Annotated in this window: 26 protein-coding genes; 14 read left to right on the top strand and 12 right to left on the bottom strand. The window is 66.6% G+C overall.

Features of this window, described 5'->3' with window-relative positions; genetic code table 11:
- The first annotated feature begins 28 nt into the window (after nt 1-28).
- The 6 genes from MWU52_RS03535 to MWU52_RS03510 all read left to right on the top strand — a co-directional run bounded on the left by MWU52_RS03535 (nt 29) and on the right by MWU52_RS03510 (nt 5279).
- Entirely contained in the window at nt 29-337 is a 309-nt protein-coding gene (locus tag MWU52_RS03535) for a sarcosine oxidase subunit delta (protein ID WP_246949494.1), read from the top strand.
- Entirely contained in the window at nt 334-3309 is a 2976-nt protein-coding gene (locus MWU52_RS03530) for a sarcosine oxidase subunit alpha family protein (protein WP_246949493.1), read from the top strand. Before MWU52_RS03535 ends, MWU52_RS03530 begins: the two co-directional genes overlap by 4 nt.
- Nucleotides 3302-3793 carry a sarcosine oxidase subunit gamma family protein gene (locus MWU52_RS03525; RefSeq protein WP_246949491.1) on the top strand — a complete coding sequence of 164 codons (492 nt, stop codon included), beginning with the start codon at nt 3302-3304 and terminating at the stop codon, nt 3791-3793. Before MWU52_RS03530 ends, MWU52_RS03525 begins: the two co-directional genes overlap by 8 nt.
- A gap of 75 nt (nt 3794-3868) precedes the next feature.
- Nucleotides 3869-4468: a superoxide dismutase gene (locus tag MWU52_RS03520; RefSeq protein ID WP_246949489.1), complete on the top strand. Its 600-nt coding sequence runs from the start codon at nt 3869-3871 to the stop codon at nt 4466-4468.
- 116 nt (nt 4469-4584) lie between these two features.
- Complete coding sequence (locus tag MWU52_RS03515; protein WP_246949487.1) at nt 4585-4812, top strand: hypothetical protein; 228 nt, start codon at nt 4585-4587, stop codon at nt 4810-4812.
- Nucleotides 4812-5279 carry a host attachment family protein gene (locus MWU52_RS03510; protein WP_246949485.1) on the top strand — a complete coding sequence of 156 codons (468 nt, stop codon included), beginning with the start codon at nt 4812-4814 and terminating at the stop codon, nt 5277-5279. The genes MWU52_RS03515 and MWU52_RS03510 overlap by 1 nt, the downstream gene beginning before the upstream one ends.
- Nucleotides 5280-5300: 21 nt before the next feature.
- Here MWU52_RS03510 and MWU52_RS03505 read toward each other — a convergent pair whose 3' ends face one another.
- Nucleotides 5301-5837 (bottom strand): TIGR00730 family Rossman fold protein, encoded by a 537-nt coding sequence (locus MWU52_RS03505; RefSeq protein WP_246949482.1) that lies wholly within the window; start codon nt 5835-5837, stop codon nt 5301-5303.
- Nucleotides 5838-5926: 89 nt separating this feature from the next.
- On the opposite strand from MWU52_RS03505, the gene MWU52_RS03500 reads away from it, so the two are divergent.
- Nucleotides 5927-7540 carry a LysM peptidoglycan-binding domain-containing protein gene (locus MWU52_RS03500; RefSeq protein WP_246949479.1) on the top strand — a complete coding sequence of 538 codons (1614 nt, stop codon included), beginning with the start codon at nt 5927-5929 and terminating at the stop codon, nt 7538-7540.
- Between the two features lie 54 nt (nt 7541-7594).
- Entirely contained in the window at nt 7595-9409 is a 1815-nt protein-coding gene (locus MWU52_RS03495) for an ABC transporter ATP-binding protein/permease (protein WP_246949476.1), read from the top strand.
- Between the two features lie 21 nt (nt 9410-9430).
- On the opposite strand, the gene MWU52_RS03490 is transcribed toward MWU52_RS03495, so the two are convergent.
- The 10 genes from MWU52_RS03490 to MWU52_RS03445 form a co-directional block, all read right to left on the bottom strand.
- Nucleotides 9431-9784 carry a hypothetical protein gene (locus MWU52_RS03490; RefSeq protein ID WP_246949473.1) on the bottom strand — a complete coding sequence of 118 codons (354 nt, stop codon included), beginning with the start codon at nt 9782-9784 and terminating at the stop codon, nt 9431-9433.
- Nucleotides 9781-10170, bottom strand: a complete 390-nt coding sequence (locus MWU52_RS03485; RefSeq protein WP_246949470.1) for a response regulator — start codon at nt 10168-10170, stop codon at nt 9781-9783. Before MWU52_RS03485 ends, MWU52_RS03490 begins: the two co-directional genes overlap by 4 nt.
- Entirely contained in the window at nt 10161-11018 is an 858-nt protein-coding gene (locus MWU52_RS03480; protein WP_246949467.1) for a CheR family methyltransferase, read from the bottom strand. Before MWU52_RS03480 ends, MWU52_RS03485 begins: the two co-directional genes overlap by 10 nt.
- Complete coding sequence (locus MWU52_RS03475; protein ID WP_246949465.1) at nt 11015-11530, bottom strand: chemotaxis protein CheW; 516 nt, start codon at nt 11528-11530, stop codon at nt 11015-11017. Before MWU52_RS03475 ends, MWU52_RS03480 begins: the two co-directional genes overlap by 4 nt.
- Nucleotides 11527-13527: a chemotaxis protein CheA gene (locus MWU52_RS03470; protein ID WP_246949464.1), complete on the bottom strand. Its 2001-nt coding sequence runs from the start codon at nt 13525-13527 to the stop codon at nt 11527-11529. Before MWU52_RS03470 ends, MWU52_RS03475 begins: the two co-directional genes overlap by 4 nt.
- Entirely contained in the window at nt 13527-13898 is a 372-nt protein-coding gene (locus tag MWU52_RS03465; protein WP_246949462.1) for a response regulator, read from the bottom strand. Before MWU52_RS03465 ends, MWU52_RS03470 begins: the two co-directional genes overlap by 1 nt.
- Entirely contained in the window at nt 13895-14191 is a 297-nt protein-coding gene (locus tag MWU52_RS03460; protein ID WP_246949460.1) for an STAS domain-containing protein, read from the bottom strand. The genes MWU52_RS03465 and MWU52_RS03460 overlap by 4 nt, the downstream gene beginning before the upstream one ends.
- 74 nt (nt 14192-14265) lie before the next feature.
- Nucleotides 14266-15225 carry a glucokinase gene (locus tag MWU52_RS03455; RefSeq protein ID WP_246949458.1) on the bottom strand — a complete coding sequence of 320 codons (960 nt, stop codon included), beginning with the start codon at nt 15223-15225 and terminating at the stop codon, nt 14266-14268.
- Nucleotides 15226-15237: 12 nt separating this feature from the next.
- Nucleotides 15238-16599 (bottom strand): GH1 family beta-glucosidase, encoded by a 1362-nt coding sequence (locus MWU52_RS03450; protein ID WP_348645487.1) that lies wholly within the window; start codon nt 16597-16599, stop codon nt 15238-15240.
- Nucleotides 16554-17579 carry a substrate-binding domain-containing protein gene (locus tag MWU52_RS03445; protein ID WP_246949456.1) on the bottom strand — a complete coding sequence of 342 codons (1026 nt, stop codon included), beginning with the start codon at nt 17577-17579 and terminating at the stop codon, nt 16554-16556. The genes MWU52_RS03450 and MWU52_RS03445 overlap by 46 nt, the downstream gene beginning before the upstream one ends.
- A gap of 234 nt (nt 17580-17813) precedes the next feature.
- Between MWU52_RS03445 and MWU52_RS03440 the strand changes: the two genes are divergently transcribed.
- The 6 genes from MWU52_RS03440 (at nt 17814) to MWU52_RS03415 (ending at nt 25799) form a co-directional block, all read left to right on the top strand.
- Entirely contained in the window at nt 17814-19163 is a 1350-nt protein-coding gene (locus tag MWU52_RS03440) for an ABC transporter substrate-binding protein (RefSeq protein WP_246949454.1), read from the top strand.
- 93 nt (nt 19164-19256) lie between these two features.
- On the top strand, nt 19257-20234 hold the full coding sequence (locus MWU52_RS03435) for a sugar ABC transporter permease (RefSeq protein ID WP_246949451.1): 978 nt from the start codon (nt 19257-19259) through the stop codon (nt 20232-20234).
- Nucleotide 20235: 1 nt separating this feature from the next.
- The gene (locus tag MWU52_RS03430; RefSeq protein ID WP_246949448.1) at nt 20236-21375 is read left to right on the top strand and encodes a carbohydrate ABC transporter permease; all 1140 of its coding nucleotides are present in this window, start codon (nt 20236-20238) and stop codon (nt 21373-21375) included.
- An 8-nt stretch (nt 21376-21383) separates the two neighbouring features.
- A complete protein-coding gene (locus tag MWU52_RS03425) occupies nt 21384-23030 on the top strand; it encodes an alpha-amylase family glycosyl hydrolase (protein WP_246949445.1) in 1647 nt (548 codons plus the stop codon).
- Nucleotides 23031-23051: 21 nt separating this feature from the next.
- A complete protein-coding gene (locus tag MWU52_RS03420) occupies nt 23052-24155 on the top strand; it encodes an ABC transporter ATP-binding protein (RefSeq protein WP_246949443.1) in 1104 nt (367 codons plus the stop codon).
- Between the two features lie 69 nt (nt 24156-24224).
- Nucleotides 24225-25799, top strand: coding sequence for a hypothetical protein (locus MWU52_RS03415; RefSeq protein ID WP_246949442.1), 1575 nt, complete (start codon nt 24225-24227; stop codon nt 25797-25799).
- Here the strand turns inward: MWU52_RS03415 and hpt are convergent.
- A complete protein-coding gene (hpt, locus tag MWU52_RS03410) occupies nt 25796-26338 on the bottom strand; it encodes a hypoxanthine phosphoribosyltransferase (RefSeq protein ID WP_246952746.1) in 543 nt (180 codons plus the stop codon). The two genes, MWU52_RS03415 and hpt, sit on opposite strands and share 4 nt — an antisense overlap.
- Nucleotides 26339-26407: the final 69 nt, after the last annotated feature.

Genomic DNA, 26407 nt, shown 5'->3' with positions numbered 1-26407 from the left:
CTCGCGCCCCTCGGACACGAGGTGCGCGATGCTTCTGCTGACCTGCCCGAACTGCGACCTGGCCGTCGAGGAAACCGAACTCGCCCCCGGGGGCGAGGCGCATCTGCGACGCCACGGCCCCGGCTCCTCCGACGATCAGTTCGAGGAATACCTGTTCCTGCGCGACAACGTGAAGGGCGTCCATTTCGAGCGGTGGCGCCATGCGCATGGTTGCGGCAAGTGGTTCCTGGCCGCGCGCGATACGGCCACGCTGGAGGTCTTCGGCACCTATTCCGCGCAGACGCCCGAACCGCCGGAGCATATCCTGGCCCGCATTCGCGAAAGGAAGGGCGCATGAGCCGACGCCTCAGGACCGGCGGCGGCCGTATCGACCGCTCGGCCCCCGTGACTTTTACGTTCGACGGACGCGAGATGCGCGGTTTCGCGGGCGACACGCTCGCCTCGGCCCTGCTGGCGAACGGCCGTCTGGTGATGGGCCGCAGCTTCAAATACCACCGCCCCCGTTCCGTCGTCGGCGCCGGCCCGGAGGAGCCGAACGCGCTTCTTTCCATCGGCGAAGGCGCCCGGTTCGAGCCGAACCGCCGCGCGACGGTTCAGCCGCTGTGGCAGGGTCTTGCGGCGCGCAGCCAGAACGCCTGGCCCTCGCTGGGTTTCGATATCGGGCGCGTGAACGACTACGGGTCCAAGTTTCTGCCCGCCGGATTCTACTACAAGACCTTCATCCATCCGCGCCCGTTCTGGAAACACGTGTTCGAGCCGTTCATCCGAAAGGCCGCAGGTCTGGGCCCGGCGCCGACCGATGGCGACGCGGATCGCTACGCCCACCGCTACGCCTACTGTGACACGCTGGTCGTCGGCGGCGGTATTGCGGGCCTTCTGGCGGCCCGGGCGGCGGCCGAGGCGGGCAAGCGGGTTACATTGGTGGAGCGGCAGGCCCATTGGGGCGGGCGCGCACCGCTGGACGGGGCGGAGATCGACGGGCTGCCCGCCTCGGACTGGTTGAAGAACGCCGTACAAGACCTTGAGAACAGGGAAAATGTCACCCTCCTGAACCGATGCGAAGGCTCTGGCGTCTACGACCACGGCTATGTCCTGTGCACCGAGAACCTGACCGATCATTTGGCAGACAAGTCCGGGCCACGCGAACGTCTTTGGCGAATCCGGGCTGGACAGGTGATCGTCGCCACCGGCGCGATCGAACGACCGCTGAGTTTTGCCGGCAACGACGTGCCCGGTGTCCTGCTGGCCTCGGCGCTGCGGGATTACGTGGCGGATTATGGCGTGGCCATCGGCGAGCGGACGGTGATCGTCACCAACAACGACGATGCCTATCGAACCGCCAAGGTCCTGATTGGGGCCGGTCTGCGCGTGTCGGCGATCGTCGACGCGCGGCCCGATCCGAAATCGCCTCTGATCGACGAGATCCGCAGCATGGGCGTTCGCGTCCATACCGGCCGAGGCATCGCCAAGGTACATGGCGACGACCGGGTCACCGGCGTGTCGATCTGCCATCAGGCGGGCGATGGCGCCGTGATGCAGGAGATCCGCTGCGACTGCGTGGCGATGTCGGGTGGATGGTCCCCGGCGGTCCATCTCTGGTCGCATTGCGGTGGCAAGCTCTGGTGGGACGAGGCGCGCGCGATGTTCCGGCCCGACGCGGACGCCCCGCCGACCGGCGCCGACGGCGTTGGGTTCGTGGAAGTCGTGGGCGCCGCCTCCGGCGCGTTGACGACGCAGGAGGTGCTGATCGACGTTGCCGGGACGATGGGCATTGATGCGCCGGCCTGTCACGACACGCCCGAGGACGCGATCTTGCCCGTCTGGATGATGCCCGACGGCGCCGGGCCCAAGCTGCGTGCCAAGATGTGGCTGGATTATCAGAACGACGTGAAGGTGAGCGACGTCCGCCTCGCCGCGCAGGAGGGGTTCGAGAGCGTCGAGCACGCGAAGCGCTACACCACGCTCGGCATGGCGACGGACCAGGGCAAGCTGAGCAACATCAACGGTCTGGCGGTTCTGGCCGATCGTCTGGACGCGACGATCCCGCAGGTCGGCACGACGACGTTCCGCCCGCCCTATACTCCGGTGACCATCGGCACGCTGGCGGGCGAGGCGCGCGGCGCGATCTTCCAGCCGCTACGACGCACGCCGATGCACGAATGGCACGAGAGCCACGGCGCGCATTGGGAGCCGGTCGGCCACTGGCGGCGGCCCTATTGCTATCCGAAGGGGGGCGAAAGCCATGCCGACGCCGTCGCTCGCGAGGTGAAGAACACCCGGCAAAGCCTTGGAATGCTTGACGCCTCGACCCTGGGCAAGATCCTCGTGCGGGGACCGGATGCCGGGCGGTTCATGGACATGATGTACACGAACATGATGTCGACCCTGAAGTCGGGCCGCTGCCGCTACGGCCTGATGTGTGACGAGAACGGGTTCCTGATCGACGACGGCGTGGTCGCCCGGATCGACGATCAGACCTGGCTTTGCCACACCACAACCGGCGGCGCGGACCGCATCCACGGGTGGATGGAGGATTGGCTGCAATGTGAATGGTGGGACTGGCAGGTCCATACCGTCAACCTGACCGAGCAGTTCGCGCAGATCGCGGTCGTCGGCCCGAACGCACGCAAGGTGCTGGAGAAGCTGGGCGGCATGGACCTGTCGGCCGACGCGCTGCCCTTCATGGCCTGGGCCGACGGGACGCTGGGCGGCTTCGACGTTTGCGCCTACCGGATCAGTTTCTCGGGAGAGTTGAGCTACGAGATCGCGGTGCCGGCCACACGCGGCCTGGCACTCTGGGAGGCGCTGATGGAGGCGGGCGCGGAGTTCGGCGTGACCCCTTACGGCACCGAGGCCCTGCACGTCATGCGGGCCGAGAAGGGGTTCATCATGATCGGCGACGAGACCGACGGCACCGTCATCCCGCAGGATCTGGGGTTGAACTGGGCGATCTCGAAGAAGAAGGACGATTTCCTGGGCAAGCGCGGACAGCAGCGGGTCGAGTTCCAGAAGTCGGACCGGTGGAAGCTGGTCGGGCTGGAAACGCTGGACGGCTCCGTGCTGGAGGACGGCGCATACGCATTGGCCGAGGGTGCGAATGCGAACGGGCAGCGCAATACGCAGGGTCGCGTGACCTCGACCTATCCTTCGCCGACGCTGGGTCGCGGGATCGCCATGGGCCTGGTCGAGCGCGGCCCCGAACGCATGGGCGAGACGATCCGGTTCACCCGCATCGGCGCCGATCCCGTCGAGGCGCGGATCGTCGATCCGGTCTTCTACGACCCTGAGGGGGAGAAGCAGAATGTCTGACGTCACTATCCACGCCGTACCGCCCATGGGGATGATCACGCTGCGCGGCGACCCGTCCGTCCTGGGGCCAGCCGTGGAGCAGGTTACGGCTTGCGCCCCGCCGGACCGGCGCATGGCGACCGTGTCGGGGGATCGCACGGCATTGTGGATGTCGCCCGACGAGTATCTGTTGGTCTGTCCCTACGACGACGCGCCCGGACTGGCCGACCGCTTGACCGACGCATTGGGCGATGCCTTCGCGACCGTGGCCGTGGTCAGCGATGCGCGACAGGTCTTCGATCTGACCGGCGCGGGGGTGGAGCCGACGCTTGCCAGCCTGATGCCGGTCGATTTCGACCGCCTGGCCCGGGCCGAGATACGCCGGTCGCGGCTGGCGCAGGTTCCCGCTGCGATCTGGCGCCATGCGGACGGCTATCGGTTGGTCTGCTTCCGTTCGGTGGCCCGCTATGCCGAAGACCTGTTGCGGAACGCCGCCGCGACCTGACCCGCCAAACGGGGCCTTGACGGGGGCACGTTCCGGGCGACATGTCCCGGGGACACCAACGTCAAGGAGAACACCATGGCCTTCGAGCTTCCCGATCTTCCCTACGCCCACGACGCGCTCGCCTCCAAGGGCATGTCGAAGGAGACGCTGGAGTACCACCACGACCTGCACCACAAGGCTTATGTCGACAACGGCAACAAGCTGATCGCCGGGACCGAGTGGGAGAGCAAGTCGCTGGAGGAGATTATCAAAGGCACCTACGACAAAGGTGCCGTGGCCCAGTCGGGCATCTTCAACAACATCAGTCAGCTTTGGAACCACAACCAGTTCTGGGAAATGATGAGCCCGGACGACAGCAAGATGCCGTCGGAGCTGGAAAGCGCGCTGACCGACAGCTTCGGCTCCGTCGACAAGTTCCACGAGGAGTTTGCCGCCGCCGGTGCGGGGCAGTTCGGCTCCGGCTGGGCCTGGCTGGTCAAGGACACGGACGGCGGCCTGAAGGTGACGAAGACCGAGAACGGGGTGAACCCGCTCTGCTTCGGGCAGACCGCGCTTCTGGGTTGCGACGTGTGGGAGCATTCCTACTACATCGATTATCGCAACAAGCGTCCGGCCTATCTGGACAATTTCCTGAAGAAGCTCGTGAATTGGGAGAACGTCGCATCGCGCATGTAGGCGCGACATCGGTTCGACCGGGGAAGAAGGGGCCGGATGGCCCCTTTTTTCATGGCCGGAACCGCCCCCCGGGGCGGGACGTTGAGACCTCGGAACCTGCCAAGGAGGATCGACACATGGCCGAGCGACATCGTTCGAACGACGGCACACGCGAAACCGACAAGTTCATAAAGGACATGCCCGAAACGCCGGATCAGCAGGGCAGAGCAGGCGGCAACCTGGCGCGCGACGTCGGAACCGAGGCGGCCTTGGACCGCGCCACGGAACAGGGGGTCAAGGGGGTCACCCGCGTTCGCAAGTCCGACGAGATCGACCACGGCACCGCATCCGAGGAGGACAGCTGATGCCGAGCCTGAAGAACGGAACGATGGTGGTCGTGACCGACAGCGAGAAGGCCTTGTTCCTGGTGAACCGGACCGATGCCGAGGATCCGAACCTCGAAATCGTCCGCAAGGATGAGGAGGAAAATCCACGCGACCGCGAGCAGACCGCGAACCGTCGCGGGCGCGTTCAGGAAAGCGCGGGTTCCGGTGTCTCGGCCTATGACGAGACGGATTTCCACGAGCTGCAGAAGGAGCGGTTTGCGGCGGACCTGGCCGACAAGCTCTACAAGATGGCCCATTCCGGGCGCTTCTCTTCCCTCGTCATCGTGGCCTCGCCCCAGGTGCTGGGCGTCCTGCGCGACGAGATGCACAAGGAGGTCAGCGACAAGGTGATCGCCGAGATCCCCAAGACGCTGACCAACCACCCGGTCAACAAGATCGAGAAACTGGTGAAGGACGAGTTGGCGGATATGGACGACGCCGCCTGATCGGCTTTTCCAGAGGCGCGATCAGTCCAACAGCTTCAGGGCGGCCTCCGTATCGGGGGCCGATCTTACGTAGTCCAGAAGCGTCCGTTCGGCGAACCCGCCGGTGACCGTCGCCTCCAGCAGCGCGATCAGGGGCGTCCAGTAGTCGGCGACGTTCGCGATCACGATCGGCTTGCCATGCAGGCCGAGCTGCCGCCACGTCAGCACCTCGAAGAACTCGTCCAGCGTGCCGGCGCCCCCGGGCAGGACGATCACCGCATCGGCGTTCATGAACATCACCTTCTTGCGCTCGTGCATCGTTTCGGTGACGACGAAACGGGTCAGGTCCTGCTTTCCGACCTCGGCTTGCAAGAGATGCGTGGGGATCACGCCGAAGGTCTCGGCCCCTGCGGCCTGAACGGTGCGGGCGACGCGTCCCATCAGCCCGACATCCCCGGCGCCATAGACCAGACGCCAGCCCCGGTCGGCGATGCCCCGGCCCAGGGCCTCGGCCGCGTCGGCGAAGGCGGGGTCGCTGCCATCGCGGCTCCCGCAATAGACACAGATCGATTTCGTCATTCCGGGCCCCGTTTGGCATATTTTGACCCCGCCTTACGCCGTTGCTAGGGTTTGGGCAAAGCCCGGGTCACGGGCACTGGGGATGACGGATGGACAACAGCAATGCCGCCGCGAAGGGCTCGGGCATCGTCGCGGTGCTGGCAGCACTTGGTCTGGCCGCATGGCTGCTGATGCCGCGCCCGCTGGAGGGGCCGACCCCGGCGGCCGTGGTCGCCTCCGATCCGGGCGGCAAGGCGACGGTCGAGAAATCGGATGACGCCACCCCGTCCACCGGGGATGCGGCGGGGCAGGCGGTCGCCCCCGACGGAGCCGTCGATACAAACCCGACGGCCCCGAATCCCGCCGGGGATGCGACATCCGCACCTGTCGCAGCCGACACCGTGCCCCCGGCGTCCGCGACCGCATCACAGCCGGCTCCGACGCCCGACTTGCCCGAGGCGATGCGCCATCCGACCCTGGATGTCGTGCGCGTCGATGCCGCCGGGGCCGCCGTCGTGGCCGGGCAGGGGCAGGCCGGCGCGGACGTGATCCTGCGGCTGGACGGGCAGGAGGTGGCGTCCGCCACTGCAGACCGGGAGGGGAATTTCGTCTCGCTCTTCACGCTCGACGCCACGGACACGCCGCGCCTGCTGACGGTCGAGACGCGCGACGCCGCTGGCCGGACGGCGTTGTCCGAGGACAGCATCATCGTGGCGCCGTTCTTCCCGACCGCCCCGCCCGGACCGAACGCCCCGACCATCCGCACCGACGCCATCGACCCGGCCAAGGACGTCGTCACGACGGGGGCGCCGGAGACCCGAACCGCCGCGCTGACGCCATCGCCCCCTGCGCCGTCGCCGGTCGCAACGGCCGGTGCCACCGTCGAACCGTCGCCGTCGATTGCCGCGCCAGCATCGTCGGCTGCCCTGTCCCCGACATCGGAACCCGATCCCGACACGACCGTCGCGACCGCGGCAACCTCCGGCGCGCCGCGAACCGCGACGAACGCGGTGGAAGCCGAACCGTCGGCGACGGATGCGCCATCCGACACCGAAGTTGCGGATGACGTGCCACCCCCCGCACCGGATACCGGCATCGACGCCCCGTCGCCCGGTTCGGCCATACCGCGCCCGTCCGGTGATATCGCCGTCGCCACGAACGGGCGCGCCACCGCCGGGCCCCGCGCAGCACCGCGGCTGTTCCGCACCGGGCCCGGCGGCGTATCCGCCGTTCCGGCCGCCGAGCCCGGACCGCCCGAAGTGACCGAGACGCTGGGCATCGACGCGATCACCTACGACGCGGCCGGCGAGGTGCGCCTGGCCGGACGTGGCGCGCGCGACAGCCGATTGCAGATATATCTGGACAACAGGCCGGTCCAGCTGGCCCGCGTCGATGACGGCGGGGCCTGGACCTCCTCGCTCCCCGATGTCGATACCGGCACCTACACGCTGCGGATCGATGCCCTGGCCCCCGATGGCAGCGTCGAGACCCGGATCGAGACGCCGTTCCGACGAACCGCACCCGAGATCGCGGCGGCCGCGCGCCGCGACGGCGTGGCGGCCATCACCGTGCAACCCGGCTTCACGCTCTGGGCGATATCCGAGGGGTATTTCGGCGACGGCATCCGCTACGTCCAAATATTCGAGGCCAACCGCGATCTGATCCGCGACCCGGACCTGATTTTCCCCGGTCAGGTCTTTACCCTGCCCGAACAGGCGGACTGACGGTTTCCCTCGCCCGGCGCTGCCCCTACTGTGCCGGCCGAACCGGGGACCCGCATGCGCCGAACCACCATCACCACGACCGAAGCCCCCGCCGGGGGCATGGGCATCATCCGCCGCGTCCTACCCTATCTCTGGCCGCCGGGCGAAACCGGCGTGAAGGTGCGCGTGGTCTTCGCCATCGCGATGCTGGTCGTGGCGAAGCTGATCGCGGTAACCACGCCGTTCTTCTACAAGGCCGCCGTCGATGCATTGGCGCCCGAGACGGTCACGCCGGCCTGGGCGCTCGGGCTGGGCGCCGTCGGCCTGACGGTCATCTACGGAACCGCGCGTGCCTTCAACACCGGGTTCCAGCAGCTGCGCGACGTGATCTTCGCGCCCGTCGGCCAACGCGCCCTTCGACGATTGGCCGCCGAGACGTTCACGCATATGCACCGCCTTTCGATGCGCTATCACATCAGCCGCAAGACGGGCGGGCTGAGCCGGATCATCGAACGCGGCGTGAAGGGCGTTGATTTCCTGCTGCGCTTCCTGCTCTTCTCCATCGGCCCGCTGGTTCTGGAACTGGCTCTGATCGCGATCATCCTCTTTTTCGTGTTCGATATCTGGTACCTTGTCGTGGTCCTCGTGACGATCGCCGCCTATGTCGCGTTCACGTTCAAGGTGACCGAATGGCGGGTCCGCATCCGCAAGGTGATGAACGACCAGGACACGGACGCGAACCAGAAGGCCATCGACAGCTTGCTGAATTTCGAGACGGTCAAGTATTTCGGGGCCGAGGCACGCGAGGCGGCGCGCTATGACGGCGCGATGCAACAATACGAGCGGGCCGCCCTGCAAACGTCCTATTCGCTCGCCTTCCTGAATTTCGGTCAGTCGGCCCTGATTACCGCGGGATTGGTGATCGTGATGGTGATGGCAGCCATGGGCGTTCAGGCCGGCACCCTGACCGTGGGCGATTTCGTGATGGTGAACGCATACATGATCCAGATCACGATGCCGCTGAACTTCCTCGGCACCGTTTACCGCGAAATCCGTCAGGCCCTGGTCGACATGGGCGAGATGTTCGGCCTTCTGGAACAGCCCGCCGAGGTGCGCGATGCCGACGACGCCACGCAGCTTTCGGTGCCGCAGGGCCGGGTGGAGTTCCGGGACATCCGGTTCGGCTATGACAGCGCGCGACCGATCCTGCGCGGGGTCAGCCTGATCGTCGGGGCGGGGGAGACGGTCGCTGTGGTCGGTCCGTCGGGATCGGGGAAATCGACGATCGGGCGCCTGCTGTTCCGGTTTTATGACGTCGATGGTGGCGCGATCCTGATCGACGGGCAGGACATCCGAAGCGTGACACAGGCCAGCCTGCACGCGCGGATCGGCGTCGTGCCGCAGGACACCGTCCTTTTCAACGACACGATCCGCTACAACATCGCGTATGGGCGACCCGATGCCAGCTTCGAGGAGATCCGCGAAGCCGCCCGCGCGGCCCGGATCGGCACATTCATCGACGGCCTGCCCGACGGGTTCGAGACCACGGTCGGCGAGCGCGGGCTGAAGCTCTCGGGCGGCGAGAAACAGCGTGTAGGCATCGCGCGCACGCTGCTGAAGGACCCGCCGATCCTGCTGTTGGACGAGGCCACGTCGGCGCTGGACACCGAAACCGAACGCTCCATCCAGTCGGAGCTGCAGGCCATGGCGCATGGACGTTCCGTCATCACGATCGCGCATCGTCTGTCGACGGTGGTGGAGGCGGACCGCATCGTCGTGCTCGAAGCCGGCGAGATCGTCGAGCAGGGCACGCATGATGAATTGCTGGCGCGGGGCGGGCGCTATGCCAGCATGTGGTATCGCCAGCAATCCGACGAGGACGCGGCCTAGCCGCCCCGCGGCACGTGCGGGTCAGTCGTCGGGCCCGTCGAAGAGGTCGACATCCGATGTCTTCCGGAGGATATCGGCCCCCTCCAGCCGAAGTCGGAGGGACGTCTGCCGCACGGCGGCCAACACGCGATCGGGGACGGTCCGCCGACAGCGCGGGTTCCGCACCTCGACGGCGACTGTTTCGAACACGCGTCCCAGGTCGGTCAATGTCTGAGTCAGCGTATCCAGCACCTGTAGATCGCCGATGACCCGGTCGGTCAGCTGGTCATCGCCCAACTCCTCCGACAGGCTGTCCTGCAATGACAGCAGGATTTCCGCCGCACGGCGACATTCCTGCGAAACCCGTTCCGCGAAGATGTCGGACTCCGTCTTCATCCCAACGGCCCGATCGCGGCCTCGATGCAATCGCGCAACTGAGCAGGCGTGTAGGGCTTGGACAAAACCGCACGCATGCCAAGCGCCTCCGCCGCCTGCAATGTCGCCGTGTCCACCCGCGCGGTGATCAGCGCGAAAGGCGTGGCCCGCGTCCGTGCATCGGTGCGAAGCCCCTGCAGCAGTTCCAGTCCGTCCAGGCCGGGCATGTGAAGATCCGACAGGACAAGATCCGGCTTTTCGGACAGCGCCAGTTCGAGTGCCTGCAGGCCGTCGGTCGCCTGGACCACTTCCGGCAGTCCCAGTGTATCCAGCGCCTGCAGCAAGAGGCCCCGGCTGGTCGACATGTCGTCGGCAATCAGAATGCGCAGCGCGTCCCTCATCGGCATCTGGCCGTCCCTTCGGGGGCCGGACGCGCCGACGGGCACGCGCGGAACGCCGTCCGCCCGACCCGTTCGAGACCGGACAAATCGGGGGTCAGGCGTTCGGAATGCCCGATCGCAAGCAGTCCGCCCGGCGCCAGACGCTCCCGAAGCAGCCGCTGCGCATTCCGTTGATCGGCCGCCGAGAAATAGATCATGACGTTCCGGCAAAAGATCGCGTCGAAGCGTCCGGGCACGGGAAGCGGGCGCAGCACGTTATGCGCCATGTAGGTGATCCCGGCCTGAAGCGCCTCTACATGGGCGCACGGATCGAGCAGATCGGATTGGCGGGGCGAGCCCACCGGACCTGCCAGAAGCTCCTGACCCAAGGCATGCGTTTCCTGCACCGTTTGCGCCCGATTGAGTACGGCCCGATCGACATCGGTCGCCAGAATCCGCACTCGCTCGGCCCAGCTCCGGCCAAGCACCGCATGGCATGTCGCAGCGATCGAAAGCGGCTCCTCCCCGCTCGCGCATCCGGCGGACCAGGCGAGGAAGGAGCGATGTCGGGGGGCCACCCGCTCCCACCGTCGCAGATGCGTGGCCAGCAGTTCGAAATGGTGGGCCTCGCGATAGGTTCCGGTCACGTTCGTCGTGAGCGCCGAGACCAGTTCGCGAACCTCCCGCCGCGCGCCCCCCTCGGCCGATCCGAGATATCGCAGATAGTCCCCGAAGCCCTCCATTCCCAGCCGCCGGAGGCGACGCTGCAGCCGCGCGGCAACGAACGACGACTTGTTTTGCGGCATGTGCAACCCGGCCTCGTCATGCGCAATCCGGGCCAACCGTGCGAACTCTTCCGGTTCAATCGCGATCAAGGGATCGCCTCCGCATCGGGGGCGTGCAATGCCGGTAGAACACGCTCGAGCGCGAGGATCTGGAGGATCCCGGTTTCGCTGAGAAACATCCGGTCGGGCGCGACGCCGTCCCGAGCCGCCCCGACTTGTGGCATGTCCTGCAGCTGGTCGGGCGCGGGACGCACGATGTCGGTCACAGCCTCGACCAGCAAACCGTGCAGCCGCCGGGCCTGCTGCACGACGATGATGACGTTTCGTGCGTCGTCGGGCATGGCCGGATGACCGAGCCGGAGCGCCAGGTCCGTGACCGGCAGAACGGTGCCGCGCAGGTTCACCATGCCGAGCATGAACTTCGGCGTATGGGGCAGGGGGGTCGGCCGGCTCCAACCCCGGATTTCGCGAACCGAGGCGATGTCGAGCGCATAGCACTGGCCGCCGCATCGGAAGGTCAGCAGTTCGGTCCGCGCGGGCCCCGATGGCGGAGTCGCGTCCCCCGGCGGCGCCGCGTTCCATTCGTGCTCTTCCGCAGTCATGCCGCACCTGCCAGTTGAAGGTCGAGGCCCGCCGCCGCCGCGATCGCGGGCGTATCGACGATCAGCGCGATCTGTCCGTCGCCCAGGATGGTGGCGGCCGAAACGCATGGCACGCGTCCGAGGTTGTCGTCCAGGCCCTTGACTACGACCTGCCGCTGCGCCTCGATCGCGTCGACGCGAAGCGCGAACGGATCGCCCCCCTCGACGCGGATGAAAAGAACCGCGCTGTCCTCGCCCGCTTCCCACCTTTCGTGCGGCACGGCGAACCCCATGCTCCGGCCCAGGTCCAGCAGGGGGACGTACCGATCATGCAGACGCACGGCCCATCCGCCCGTTCCGAGCCGCTCGATCGCGGCGAGGTCGGCCGTCTGCGCCTCGAGGATCGTGGAGAGGGGGAGGACCATTCGCTCCCGGCCGCTGCGAACGACCATGCCGTCGAGAATGGCGAGCGTGAGCGGCAGGCTGGTGGTGATCCTGCATCCGGCCCCCTCCGCGGACTCGATCGCGATCGACCCGCTCAGGTCCCTGATGGCGCGGTTTACGACGTCCATGCCGACCCCACGTCCCGATACGGCAGAGACGCCGGATGCGGTCGAGAAGCCCGGGCTGAAGATCAACTGGTCGATCTCGGCCGGGTCGGGCGCCGCGCCGGGCGGCAGAAGGCCGCGCGCGATCGCACGGTCGCAGATCCGCGGGCGGTCCAGGCCGGCCCCGTCGTCGGACACCTCGATCAGGATGCGGTCCGATCGCTGCAGGGCCCGCAGGGTTACGGTTCCGGTCGGATCCTTCCCCGCCGCTGTCCGCCGCTGCGGATCTTCGAGCCCGTGGTCGATCGCATTGCGTATCATGTGGGTGAGCGGATCGGCGAGCCGCTCGATCACCGTCTTGTCGATCTCGGTCGCGACCCCTTCGGTCACGAGGCGGACCGTCTTGCCCGTCTGGGCCGCCGTCTCGCGGACGATCCGTTCCATGCGTTGAAAAAGCGACCGGACGGGCTGCGCACGGATCGCCATCACGCTTTCCTGCAAGTCGCGCGTCAACTGCTGCAGGTCATTCATCCGGTCCGTCCCCGTCGGGTTCCCGCCGGATCCGCCGGGCGTCATGTCTTGCGCCAGCATGGATTGCGCGATGACCAGCTCGCCGACCAGATCGACCAGGCGGTCGACGCGCGCGAGATCGACGCGGATCGTCGTCGGAACCAGCGAAGGAATGTCTGGAACCGCGTTCCGGGGGCCCATATCCGGTATCTGCGATGCGCGACCCGGCGCAAGCGCCTCGGTTCCGGGCGCGATCCGGAGGTCGCACAGGTCATGGACGAATTCGAACGCCGCCTCGATCTCCGTTTCCGTCAGATCCGGTGCGCTCGGCCAGAGCCGGAGCGTCCAGCGAAGATATGCAAGTGTCGGGTCCACATTTTCGAGCGGCGGGAGGTTCGCCGCGTCGGCCCGCACCTCGATGCGCCCCAGGATCGCGAGGCTGCGGAACAGGAACGACGGCTCGTTCCCGCTGCTCAGGAGTTCCGGGCGCGGCTCGAACGAGATGGTCCAGACTTTCGGGAACCCGTTCGGCACGGATGGCAATGGGTCCGGGTCGCCACGCGGGTCGGTCGGAACGACCTCGTTCGATCCGCACAGCGCACGCAGCCCGGTCGGATCGGGCGCCGTGGCCTTGGCGCCCGTCTGGCTGGCCGCCACCAGATCCCGCAGACCGTCGCAGGCGCGAAGAAGGATCGGGACACCGTGCGGCAGATCGCCCCTCTGCCCGATGCGATAGGCATCGAGCGCCGTTTCGAATTCGTGGGCGAAAGCGGCCAGGTCGGAAAAGGCGAAAGCCGCGGCCCCGCCCTTGATTGAATGGACCGAACGGAAGACCGCATCGATCGTCTCGGCAGTCCGCGGCCCGGTCTGCAGCGCGAGAAGGCCCGTCTCGAGACTCTCCAGAAGCTCGGCGCACTCCTCGAAAAAGGTGGCGCGAATGGCGTCCATCGGGTCGGCCATCAGGTCAGCCCGGTCACCGTGCGCAACGCGCCGACCAGCCGTGCCGGGTCGAACGGTTTCACGATCCAGCCGGTGGCACCCGCCGCACGGGCCTGCTGCTTGAGGTCCTTCGCGCTTTCGGTCGTCAGCATCAGGATCGGAACGTCGGCGCAGTCGGGCCGATCGCGCACCTTTCGCACGAAACCGAACCCGTCGAGCCGCGGCATGTTGACGTCCGTCAGGATCGCATCGGGACGGTCCTCCATCCCGGCCAGCAGTTCGAGGCCATGAAGACCGTCCTCGGCCAGTACCGCCTCGATCGCCTCCCGCTCCAGCGTCACGCGGACCAGTTCGCGGATGGTCCGGCTGTCATCGATGGCCAGGACCTTCATGCCGGGCCGTCCACGATACCGACCGCACCCGTCTCGACGCCCAGCATGCGCAAACCGGAGAGGAAATCGGGCGAGGCCCCTTCTACCTGCAGAACGCGTCCGTGACCGGCTAGATGCGCCCGCGCCGCGAGGAGAACCTGGACCGCCGAAGTGGAGAGGTGGGATACCACGCTCGCATCCAGGCGCAGATCGCCCGCCGCGGACAGGGCCGCATCGCGGAGCGCACCGGCCGCGGATTGGTCCAGGCGCGGGGGCAGGCAGACGCGACCGTCCCGTTCCTTCAATTGTGTCATGTCCGACCCCGCATCCCTTGCCTCGCCTCTCGTTCTACGAGGCAAGGGATAGGTCCCGGACCGCTAAGAATTCGTTACCGGGCTGCCTGCCCGTCGCAGAGATGTGCCGCGCAACCCGTGAGCGCCGCGAAATCGTCGGTGACCAGATGAACCGGAAAGTTCGACATGAACCCGGCGAAACGTCCCTTGTCGCGGAACGCGTCGGCGAACCCCATCGTCGAGAGATACGGCTGCATCGCGCGCGCGACGCCGCCCACCAGGAACACGCCGCCCAGGGGCAGGTGGATCAACGCCAGGTTGCCCGCCACGGTGCCGAGGATGCGAATGAAGTGCCGAACGCTGGCTTCGGCACGCGGATCGGTGTCGATGTGTGCCATGATATCCGCGGCCAGGTACTCGGCGTCCGAGCCGTCTTCGCTCGACAGCCAGCGATAGACCTGTTCCAGGCCCCGCCCGGACAGGACATCCTCGACCGCCGGAAAGCCATGAGCGGTCGAGACGAAGTTGCACAGCCGCAGCTCCGCCTCGGTCCGGATGGGCAGGTTCGCGTGCCCCGCCTCGCAGGGCGGAACGAAGCGCCCGATGGGGGTGTCGTGCACCGGGGCCGCGTTGAACCCCGTGCCCACGCCGATCACCAGACGCGACGCGCCGGGCATTCCGGCCACGTCGATCACCGGGCGACACAGGTCGGCCGGCAGATGTCCCAGGGCATGGCCCTGCGCCTGAAGGTCGTTCAGGATCGCGCCGCGCGACGCGCCCGTCGCCTGCAGCAGGCGCGCCGTGTCGATCGACCAGTCGAGATTCGTCAACTCGGCCCGGCCATCGGCCACCGGGCCGGCCACGGCCACGCAGGCGCCGTCGGGGTCGGGGCCCGGATGATCTTCGCGATAGCGGCGCAGCACCGGGGCCAGGTTCGCGAACTCGCGGTTCGCGTAGCGCCGGATCGTATCGGGGCGCACGCGCGCACCCTCGGCCAGTGCGACACGGGTGTTGGTCCCGCCGACATCGGCCACGAGAAGAAGCGGATCAGACATTGTTCGCGCCTATCAATCGGCCAAGGCGCGGGCAAGCGCACGATAGCTGGCCTTGGGGGTGCGGGTCTGGGTCTCAAAATCGACATGCACCAGGCCGAACCGCTTGTCGTAGCCCAGCGCCCATTCGAAATTGTCCAGGAGCGACCAGAAGGTATAGCCGCGCAGGGGGACGCCGTCTGCGATCGCATCGCGCGCCTGTCGCAGGTGCGCGTCCAGATAGTCGATACGCGGCTGGTCGGGTCGATCGTCGTAATGCGGGCTGGCCATCCCGTTCTCTGTCACGAAGAGCGGGGTATCGCCGGTGAAATCGCGTGCGGTGCGGCGCAGCAGCCGGCCCAGCCCTTCGGGTGCGATCTCCCATCCCATGTCGGTCAGGGGCGGGGGGCCGGGGACGTCGATCACATGCGGCCAGACCGGGCCGTCCTGGCGCAGTCGGCGACAGGTGTAGTAGTTGATTCCGAACCAGTCGACGGGTTGCGAGATCACCTCCATGTCGCGGGCCCAGCCTTCGGGCAAATGCGGCTCCAGCCCGGCCAGGATGTCGTCGGGATAGACGCCCTGCAGGAAAGCGCCCGGAAACCAGCGATTGTAGATCCCGTCGTAGAGTTGCGCGGCGGTTTCGCTGTCGGCGCTGTCATCGGCGGGCAGGGCGTATTCCATGTTGCAGACGGCACCCAGGTTGGCGACGCCCTCGGCGCGCAGGGCGGACAGGCAAAGGCCGTGAGCCAGGCCGACGTAATGCATCGCGCGTGCGGCGGCACCCAGGTCGGTCGTGCCGGGCGCATGGTCGCCGTGATAGTGGCTCAGCCAGGCGACGCACCACGGCTCGTTGATCGGCGCGGTGGAATAGAGCCGGTCGCCCAGCCGCCGCGCGACGACGGTGGCCAAATCGGCCAGGCGTTCGGGTATCTCGCGAACCGTCCATCCGCCGCGCAGGGACAGGGCTTCGGGTAGTTCCCAGTGATAAAGTGTCGCCATCGGGCGCAGACCGCGTTCCAGCATCCCGTCGACCAGCCGGTCGTAGAAGTCGAGACCGTCCGGATTGACGGTCACGCCGTCCGGCATGATCCGTGCCCAGGAGGTCGAGAAGCGGTAAGCGTCGAGGCCCGCATCGCGGATCAGGTCCAGATCCTCGGGCCAGCGGTGATAGTGGTCGCAGGCCACGGCGCCGTTCTCGCCGCGCGCGACTTTGCCCGGTATCTCGGCGAAGCGGTCCCAATGCGTTCGCCCCGCGCCGCCGAAGGCGTGCCCCTCGATCTGATAGGCGGACGTGGCCGCCGCAAAGACGAAGCCCTCGGGAAAATCGCTCCGCTTCCAGGAAAACTCCGTCATCGCGGCACCGGTCCGGTCGAGGCGCCGAGGACGAGATCGCATTCCCAGACCTCCTGCTTCAGGCCGGCATTCGGCATCGCGATGTGTTCCATCAGCATCTCCGCGCAACGCCGCCCGGCCGCGCGGACCGAGGAGCGGGTGGCGGTGAAGACGGGAATGTCGGCGCCGTTCGCCAGATAGCTGAGCATGTCGTCATGGATCACCACCGACACGTCGCGCCCCATCGACAGGTCCAGGTCGTGAATGGCCCGGCGCACGCCGATCCCCATGATATGCGACGACGCGAGGAATGCCGTGGGAGGATCGGGCAGGGCCAGCATGCGGCGGGCGGCCGCGTGGCTTGCGTGTTCGGTCATCTCGAAACCCGCGATCAGGTCGGGGTCCGCCGGCACGTCGCGCGCACCCAGTGCGGCAAGGTAGCCCGCCCGGCGACGGCGCGCGAAGTCCATCTGGTCCAACCCGTTCAACAGGGCGATCCGTCGATGCCCGAGGTCGAGCAGCAGATCGGTCGCGCGCTGGAAGGCCCGTCGGTTGTCGATATCCACGAAGCTGTAATCCAGCGGACGGTCCGGCACGCGGCCATGGACGACGAAGGGCAGGTTGCTCTTGCGCAGGAGGGCCACGCGCGGGTCCCCTTCGCGTGGGCCGTGCACGATCAGGCCATCGACGCTGCCCATGTCGGCCAATTGAGCGTAGGCGCGCGCCTCCTCGCGCTCGGACACGACCGACAGGACCATGTCGTAGCCCGCCCGCGCATAGACGTCGCCGGCCCCGGCGATGAAATCGGCGAAGACCGGATTGACCATCTCGTGGTTCAAGACGGTCGGAATCACGTGGCCGATGGCCATGGCCCGCCCGGTGGCGAGCGAGGCGGCGCGGCGGTTCGGGCTGTATCCATGTTTGGCGGCCGCCTCCAGGACCCGGCGACGCGTGTCCTCCTTGACTTCGGGATAGCCGCCTAGTGCACGGCTGACCGTGGTCGGGGACAGGCCCAGAAGCTCCGAGAATTCCTTGAGGTTCATGCCCGTCCTTTGCCAAACCGATTTCAAGAACGCGTCCCGCTCACGGGCCTCCCTCTCTGGGTGCCCCGAAATCGTCCGGGCAGGCAACTGGAATTTCCGGTTGCGCGGTTGGAAGAAACGGGCCCAAGCGCGTTGACAAGGGGGCGGGGATGGCCCCATGCTGTCTGTGTCAAAGCGGTTTGGAAAATTGCCGCAATGCAGCAAGAGCGCGGGCATGCCCGCTAGGGAGGAATTATGAAGAGATTGATGACCGGCACCGCCATCGCGGTGCTGACCGCGGGCGCCGCCGCGGCGCAGGACCTGGAGTTTCCGGTCGGCGAAGGTCCCTTCACCTGGGACAGCTACCAGAGCTTCGCCGATGCGACCGACCTGTCGGGCCAGACACTGACGATCAGTGGTCCTTGGACCGGGAACGAGAAGGAGAAGGTCGACAAGATCATGGCCTATTTCGAGGAGGCCACCGGCGCGGACGTGAATTATTCCGGCTCGGACAACTTCGAGCAGGACATCATCATCGCCGCGCGCGCGGGCTCGGCCCCGAACCTGGCGGTCTTTCCGCAGCCGGGCCTCGCCGCCGACATGGCGAGCCAGGGCCTGCTGACCCCGCTGCCCGACGGGACGGGCGAATGGGTGGCCGACAACTTCGCGGCCGGCCAGTCCTGGGTGGACCTGGGCACTTACGAAGGCCCGGACGGGGAGGAGGATCTCTACGGTCTGTTCTACCGCGTCGACGTCAAGTCGCTGGTCTGGTACTCGCCCGCCGCCTTCGACGAATCCGGCTACGACATCCCTGAAACGATGGAAGAGCTGAAGGAGCTGACGGACCAGATCGTCGCCGATGGTGGCACGCCCTGGTGCATCGGTCTGGGCTCGGGCGCCGCGACGGGCTGGCCGGCGACCGACTGGGTCGAGGACATGATGCTGCGCACGCAGCCGCCCGAGGTCTATGACGCCTGGGTCGAGAACGAGATGCCCTTCGACGCGCCCGAAGTCGTCGGCGCGATCGAGGAGTTCGGCTATTTCGCCAAGAACGACGAATATGTCAGCGGCGGCGCGCAATCGGTGGCCAATACCGACTTCCGCGACAGCCCGACCGGCCTCTTCGCGATCCCGCCCGACTGCTACATGCACCGTCAGGCGTCGTTCATCCCGGCCTTCTTTCCCGAAGGATCCGTCGTGGGCGAGGACGTCGATTTCTTCTACTTCCCGGCCTATGCCGAGAGGGATCTGGGTTCGCCCGTTCTGGGGGCCGGCACGCTTTTCGCGATCACCGACCCGTCGGATGCCGCGAACGCGATGATCGAGTTCCTCAAGCTGCCCGCCGCGCATGAGTTGTGGATGGCGCAGGGCGGGTTCCTGACCCCGCATTCCGGCGTCAACACCGAAGCCTATGCCGACGACAGCCTGCGCGCGCAGGGTGACATCCTGCTGGGTGCGACGACGTTCCGGTTCGACGCGTCCGACCTCATGCCGGGCGAGATCGGCGCGGGTGCGTTCTGGACCGGCATGGTCGACTACGTCACCGGGGCCGAGGCCGATGCCGTCGCCGCCGGCATCCAGGAGCGCTGGAACGCCCTGAACTGAGACGACCGGCCCGGCCCCGACACGGGGGCCGGGCCGAACCCGGACCGCGGCGGGAGGAGCCAAGGCCGGAACACATGAGGGAGGGGCAGAACCATGTCACCGTTGTTACAGGGCGTTCTGACCGTCATAATCGGCGTCGGCGGCTGCATCGGCTATTTCTGGACCTCGAACTTCGTGCTCGACAGGTTCATCTTTCCCGCCAAGGGGCCAGAGGCGGGGCGCAACATCAACCGCGCCAATGCCGTCCGGCCCTGGCTGTTCCTGCTGCCGGCGCTGGCCGCACTGGGGCTCTATCTCGTCTATCCCGTCTTCGGCAGCTTCTGGCGGTCGATGTTCAACCGGTCCGGGACCGAGTTCGTCGGCCTGGGCAACTATCTCGGCCTGTTCGAGGATGGCGAATTCCGCACCGCGCTGCTCAACAACTTCCTCTGGGTCCTGTTCGTGCCGGCCGCCGCGACGTTTCTCGGGCTTCTGGTGGCGCAGCTCACCGACCGCCTGAAATGGGGCAACATCGCCAAGTCCCTGATCTTCATGCCGATGGCCATCAGCTTCGTGGGTGCCTCGCTCATCTGGAAGTTCGTCTATGCCGTCGACCCCGAGATCGGGATTATCAACGCCATCCGCGACACGATCGGCCTGTCGCCGCTCGATCCGCTGCAGGTCGGGTTCTGGAACAACTTCTTCCTGATGGTTATACTGGTCTGGATCCAGACCGGCTTCGCCATGGTGATCCTGTCGGCCGCCCTGCGCGGCATCCCCGAGGAGACGATCGAGGCCGCGATCATCGACGGCGCCAACCCGGTCCAGATCTTCTTCAAGATCAAGATCCCGCAGATCATGGGAACGATCGTCGTCGTCTGGACGACCATCACCATCCTCGTGCTGAAGGTCTTCGACATCGTCTATACGATGACGGGCGGCAATTTCGGAACGCAGATCCTGCCCAGCTACATGATGGAATATCTGTTCCGCGATGACGGACGCGCCACGGCGGTGGCCTTCGTCATCATGATCATCGTCCTTCCGGTGATGATCTGGAACATCGCCCAGGCCCGCAAGGAGGTGCGCTGACATGGCTACCGACGACGACGGCATCGCAGGCGCCAAGTCCTCGCTCTCGCTGGTCACGAACCTGACCGTGGTCTTTCTGGTGGTCCTCTGGCTGATCCCGACGATCGGGCTCCTGGTATCCAGCTTCCGCGACCGGGACGCGATCGGTCAGTCGGGCTGGTGGAAATCGCCGTTCCCGACCGAACAGAACTTCGCCATCCCCGCCGAAGGGGAGTTCGAGCCCCAGGCCGACGGCACATGGGTGCTGACCGGCAACGTCTTCGGCGAAGACGGCGCCGGCACGGTGACGGCCTTCGGCGGTCGACGCGCCGCGCCTGCCGAGTTCGAGCCGGGCGTGACCGGCAATCTGGTCCGCGGCCGGACCCTGATGGTGGAGCCGGACGGCGACTTCACCATCACCTACCCCGAGGAGCCATCGCGAAACCCCACGATCTACATCGCGACCGAGGTTCCGCCCCAGTTCTCGACCGACAACTACGAGACGATCCTGTTCTCGGCCGGCATGGACGTGGCCTTCATCAACACGCTCACGGTGACGATCCCGGCCACGATCATCCCGATCCTCATCGCCGCCTTCGCGGCCTATGCGCTGGCCTGGATGGACTTCCCGTTCCGAGGCACGATCATCGCGATCATCGTGGGGTTGCTGGTGGTGCCCCTGCAACTGGCGCTCGTCCCGATGCTCAAGTTCCACAACCAGATCGGCATCGGGCAGAGCTTCTACGGGATATGGTTCGCGCATACGGGCTTCGGGCTTCCACTCGCGATATACCTGTTGCGCAACTACATGGTCGGCCTTCCGCGCGACATCATCGAAAGCGCCAAGGTCGACGGCGCGACCGATTTCCAGGTGTTCACCCGCATCGTGCTTCCACTGTCGTTCCCCGCGCTGGCCAGCTTCGCGATCTTCCAGTTCCTGTGGACGTGGAACGATCTGCTGGTGGCCAAGGTGTTCCTGCCGTCGAGCAGCGAGTCCTGGGTGATGACGGTCAAGATCGCCGATGACCTGTTGGGGTCGCGCGGGGGTGACTGGGGCATCCTCGCCGCTGCGGCCTTCGTGTCGATCGCAATTCCGCTTCTGGTCTTCTTCACCATGCAACGCTACCTCGTCCGCGGCCTTCTGGCCGGGTCCGTAAAATAGGAAGCCGCATGACCGCGATCGCCCAAGCGCCCGTTCCCGCCCCCGACCTGAATTGGTGGCGGGGCGGGGTCATCTATCAGATCTATCCCAGGTCCTATCAGGACACGTCAGGCGACGGCATCGGCGACCTGGCCGGGATCACCGAACGCCTGCCCTACGTGGCCAGCCTCGGCGTCGACGCGATCTGGATCAGCCCGTTCTTCACCTCGCCGATGAAGGATTTCGGCTACGACGTCAGCGACTATCGCGACGTCGATCCGATGTTCGGGACGCTGGGCGATTTCGACATGTTGATCGCGGCGGCGCATCGACTGGGCATCCGCGTGATGATCGACCTGGTGCTGTCGCATTCTTCCGATCAGCACGCCTGGTTCCAGGAAAGCCGGCTGTCGCGCCACAACGACAAGTCCGACTGGTATGTCTGGGCCGACCCCAAGCCCGACGGGACCGCACCCAACAACTGGCTGTCGATCTTCGGCGGCCCGGCCTGGCAATGGGACGCGCGGCGGCAGCAATACTACCTGCACAACTTTCTGGTCAGCCAGCCGGACTTCAACTTCCACAACCCCGACGTGCAGGACGCGATGCTCGACGTCACGCGGTTCTGGCTGGATCGCGGCGTCGACGGCTTCCGCCTCGATACGATCAACTTCTACTTCGCGGATGCCCTGCTGCGCGACAATCCGGCCCTGCCGCCCGAGCGGCGCAACGCCAAGATCGCCCCGCAGGTGAACCCCTACAACCATCAGGAACACATCCACTCCAAGAACCAGCCCGAAAACCTCGTCTTCCTGAAACGCTTCCGCGATCTGCTGGACGAATATCCGGGTGCCGCCGCCGTCGGCGAGATCGGGGATTCCCAGTGGGGCATGGAACTGCTGGGCCAATATACGCGCGAAGGGCAGGGCGTTCAGATGTGCTACGCCTTCGATTTCCTCTCGGGCGAGCCGCTGACGGCCACCCGCGTCGTCGAGGTGTTCGATGAGCTGGAGCAGAAGGCCCCCGACGGCTGGGCCTGCTGGGCGTTCTCGAACCACGACGTGACCCGCCACATCACGCGCTGGCAGCTGGATGGGCAGGGCGCGCGCTGCTACGCCACGCTGATCAACGCACTGCGCGGGACCGTCTGCCTGTATCAAGGCGAGGAGCTGGGCCTGAGTGAGGCGCGCGTCGCCTTCGAGGACCTGCAGGACCCGTACGGCATCGAGTTCTGGCCCGAATTCGCCGGCCGCGACGGCTGCCGCACACCGATGGTCTGGGAGGCGTCGAACACCAATGGCGGCTTCAGCGAGGGGCGCCCCTGGCTGCCGGTCGCCGCCGAACATCTGGGCCAGTCCGTCGCCGCACAGGAACAGCGCCCCGACGCCTTGCTGCACCACTACCGCGCGGTGATCGCGATGCGTGCGGCATCCGTGGCGCTGCGGTCGGGGTCGCAGACCGAAACGCAGGCCCGGGGCGACGTGCTGACCTTCATCCGCGAGGTCGAGGGCGAGCGCATCTTCTGCGCGTTCAACCTGGGCGGTGGGACCTATTCGGTGCCAGCCCCCAAAGGCGTCTGGACGCGGATCGAGGGCATCGGCGGGGAGGCCGTGGGCGCGGATGCGGCGGGAATGAACCTTGGCCCGTGGCAGTATGTTCTGCTGCGCGCGGACTGAAAGAACAGGGAGGGACGACACATGGCGAACCTGAAACTCACGGACGTGGCCAAGGTCTATGGCGGCACGGTCGAGGTGCTCAAGGACATCGACCTGGATATCGAGACGGGGGAGCTCGTGGTCTTCGTCGGGCCGTCGGGCTGCGGCAAGTCCACGCTGTTGCGCATGATCGCGGGGCTGGAGAAGATCTCGGACGGCACGCTGGAGATCGACGGCGTGGTCGTCAACGACGTCCCCCCGTCCGAGCGCGGCATCGCCATGGTGTTCCAGTCCTACGCACTCTACCCGCACATGACCGTGCGCGAGAACATGCAGTTTGCCCTCAAGATCGCCAAGGTCCCCAAGGACAGGATGGATGCCGCCGTCGAAGCCGCCGCCGCCAAGCTGCAACTGACCGAATACCTGGACCGGTTGCCCAAGGCCCTGTCCGGCGGTCAGCGCCAGCGCGTGGCCATCGGCCGTTCCATCGTGCGCGACCCCAAGGTCTATCTCTTCGACGAGCCGCTCTCCAACCTTGACGCGGCCCTGCGCGTCGCCACCCGGATCGAGATCGCCCAGCTGAAAGAACAGATGCCTGAGAGCACGATGATCTACGTCACCCACGACCAGGTGGAGGCCATGACCCTGGCCAGCCGGATCGTGGTTCTGGCAAACAAGGGGATCGCGCAGGTCGGCACGCCGCTTGAACTCTACGAGCGGCCCAATGGCGAGTTCGTGGCACAGTTCATCGGCTCGCCCGCCATGAACCTGCTGGCCGGCGAGATCGTGGGCACCGGCCCCGTGACCACGCTGAAGACGACGGCAGGCGGCGGGACCTTCACCTCGAACGTGCCGACCACGGAGTCGGACATGGGCGCCCAGGTCAATGTCGGCATCCGCCCCGAGGACATGGTCCCCGCCAACGGCCCGGACTACGCCTATTCCGGCAAGGTCGAGATCGTCGAGGCGCTAGGCGAATTGACCCAGCTGTACTTCGCCGCGCCCAAGGCCGACAAGGAGACGAATACCGTGATCGCCAAGCTGCAGGGCATCCATACCGATATCCGCGGGCGCGAGATGCATCTGACGGCCGATCCGGGAAAAGTGCACATATTTAGAAACGGTGTGTCGCTGCTTTATAGATAGTCGGTCGGAATATTGCCCTGATTTGGGGGCAAACACGGGGCAATCGCTTGTTTCCAATCCGGTTGCTTCATGTCCCTCCGCCTGTTCTACGCGCTCTACCTGCGGATCTCCGGCCTCGGCCTGATCGCGCTTGCGTTCCTGACGCTGGTGGCGCTGGAACTTGCTTCGCGCCAATCGATCGCGCACTACGTCCCGCCATTCTCGGAATTCACGGCCTTCGTCGTCGGATTGTTTCTGCTCGTGCCGTGGTGGCTGCCGGATGGCCTGCGCTTTCCTTCCACCAAGGTGCACAAGATCTGGGGCATCGTCCTGTTCGCTGTCAGCCTAGCGGCGGCCGCGTTGCTCGCCCGTAACGTCGCGATTTTATTGTTCGTCTATTCGGTCGAAGGGGAAACCACCGTCCGTTCGGTCTGGATCACCGGCATCGCGCTCGGCCTCCTGGGGGCCGCGGTGGTCTGCCGCCTGGCAAACGGCGCGCCCCGCACCGCATCGCCGACCCAGGCCACGACGGGGACGGAAGCGCCGCGGCCGGGCCGGACGGGACTGGAACGGGTTCACCTGGTCTTCATCCGCCTGACCGGCATCGCCGCGCTTTGCACCACCGCCTATGGCGTCGTGAACCGGGCCGGCACCCCGGCCGATCAGGTGATGTGGGGCGGTCTGGGCCTGCTGGCTTCGCTCTGCTTCCTCGTTCCGCGGTTGACGCCGAAGGTCGTCGCCCGGCCGCATCGCTGGTTCCATTTCTTCGCGTTCAATCTGCTCGGCGGCGTTCTGATCTACCCGCCGCTGATGGCATTCCTGCAGCCGGCCATAACCGAGATCCTGCAGGCTGCGAACGATGACGTCGCCGCCGGAATCACCCGCTCCCCCGAGGAAATCACCGCGCTCGTCACATCGGCCCTGGGCGCGGATGGGCTGCGCGCCTATGCCGCCGTCGCGCTTCCGCTCCAGCTTGCCTGGTTCACGATGATCGGCCTGCTGTTCCAGACGCCGTCCGCCGCAGCCCTAAGTCAGCGGGGCGCGCGCCCGGCCCCGACCACGCCCGCCGGGTCCCTGCCGGAATTGCACCGCACGGTCGCACCGGCCCACCGCAGCAACCTTCCGGCCATCGGCGCCGCGATGAAGCTCTACATCCTGGCCGACTGGTTCGTCCTTCGCCTGATGGGCTTGGGCCTGATCGCGGCCGCCTGGTTGCTCTGGCAGATGGTCCAGGATGGCCGCCTGGCCGAGGCCGGAACGCTGACCTACGGCTACGACGCGATGAACGCCGTCTATGTCTATGCCGGGCTCGGCGCGCTGCTGGCGGTGCCATTCCTGTTGCCAGGCCGGATCGCCGCGCCTCGTCACGTCGGCTGGGGGCTGGTGAAATCAGCCCTCCTGGTCGCGGCCGCCCTGTTCCTGATCCCGCCGATCCACGTCGCGATCGAGACTTTTACGCCCAACGTTTATCACGCCGCGCTGATGCCCACCGTGCCCCCGCTCTTCAAGGCGATCACGGGCGTGGCCGTGACGTCGATCCTGCTGATTTCATTCTTCAAGCAGCTGGGGACGCTGCCCAAGACCGACTACAAGGGCGATCCGGTCGTCAACGTATCCAGCGACCAACTGCGCGCCATGCGCGCAGCGCGGATGGGCCAAGCCTAAGCCTCGGATATCACGCGCACCGATCCGATGTAGGGCAGGTTCCGGTTCCGCTGGGCATAGTCGATGCCATAGCCCACCACGAATGCGTCCGGGATCTCGAACCCCGTCCATGTGGCGCGGATGTCGACCTCGCGCCGCGAGGGCTTGTCCAGAAGCGCGATCGTCTCGAGTCGGGCGGGCGCGCGCGAGCGCAAGAGGTTGGTGACGTGGTGCAGCGTATGGCCGGTATCGACGATGTCCTCGACCACCAGCACATCGCGTTTGCCGATCTCGCCGCGCAGGTCTTTCAGGATCCGTACCTCGCGGGAGCTCTCCATCGCGTCGCCATAACTCGACGCCTCCAGGAAATCGACCTCGACCGGCAAGGCCAGCTCCCGCACCAGATCGGCGATGAACACGAACGATCCCCGCAGCAGGCCGACCACGATCAGCTTGTCCGTGCCGGCGAACCGGACCTCGATCTCGCGCGCGAGGGCTTCGATCCGTGCGGCAATGGCCTTCGCGCTGATCATCTGGTCGATCACATACCCGTCCTGCATGTTGCCCCCTTCGGACCCTTGCGCCATGACGGGCGTTAGCACGGAGACGCCCCCAGACCCAAGGGACCA

Source organism: Jannaschia sp. S6380 (genome assembly GCF_023015695.1).
GTDB lineage: Bacteria > Pseudomonadota > Alphaproteobacteria > Rhodobacterales > Rhodobacteraceae > Jannaschia.
The sequence above is the reverse complement of the archived record's forward strand: the minus strand, read 5'-3'. Positions and strand labels throughout refer to the sequence as shown.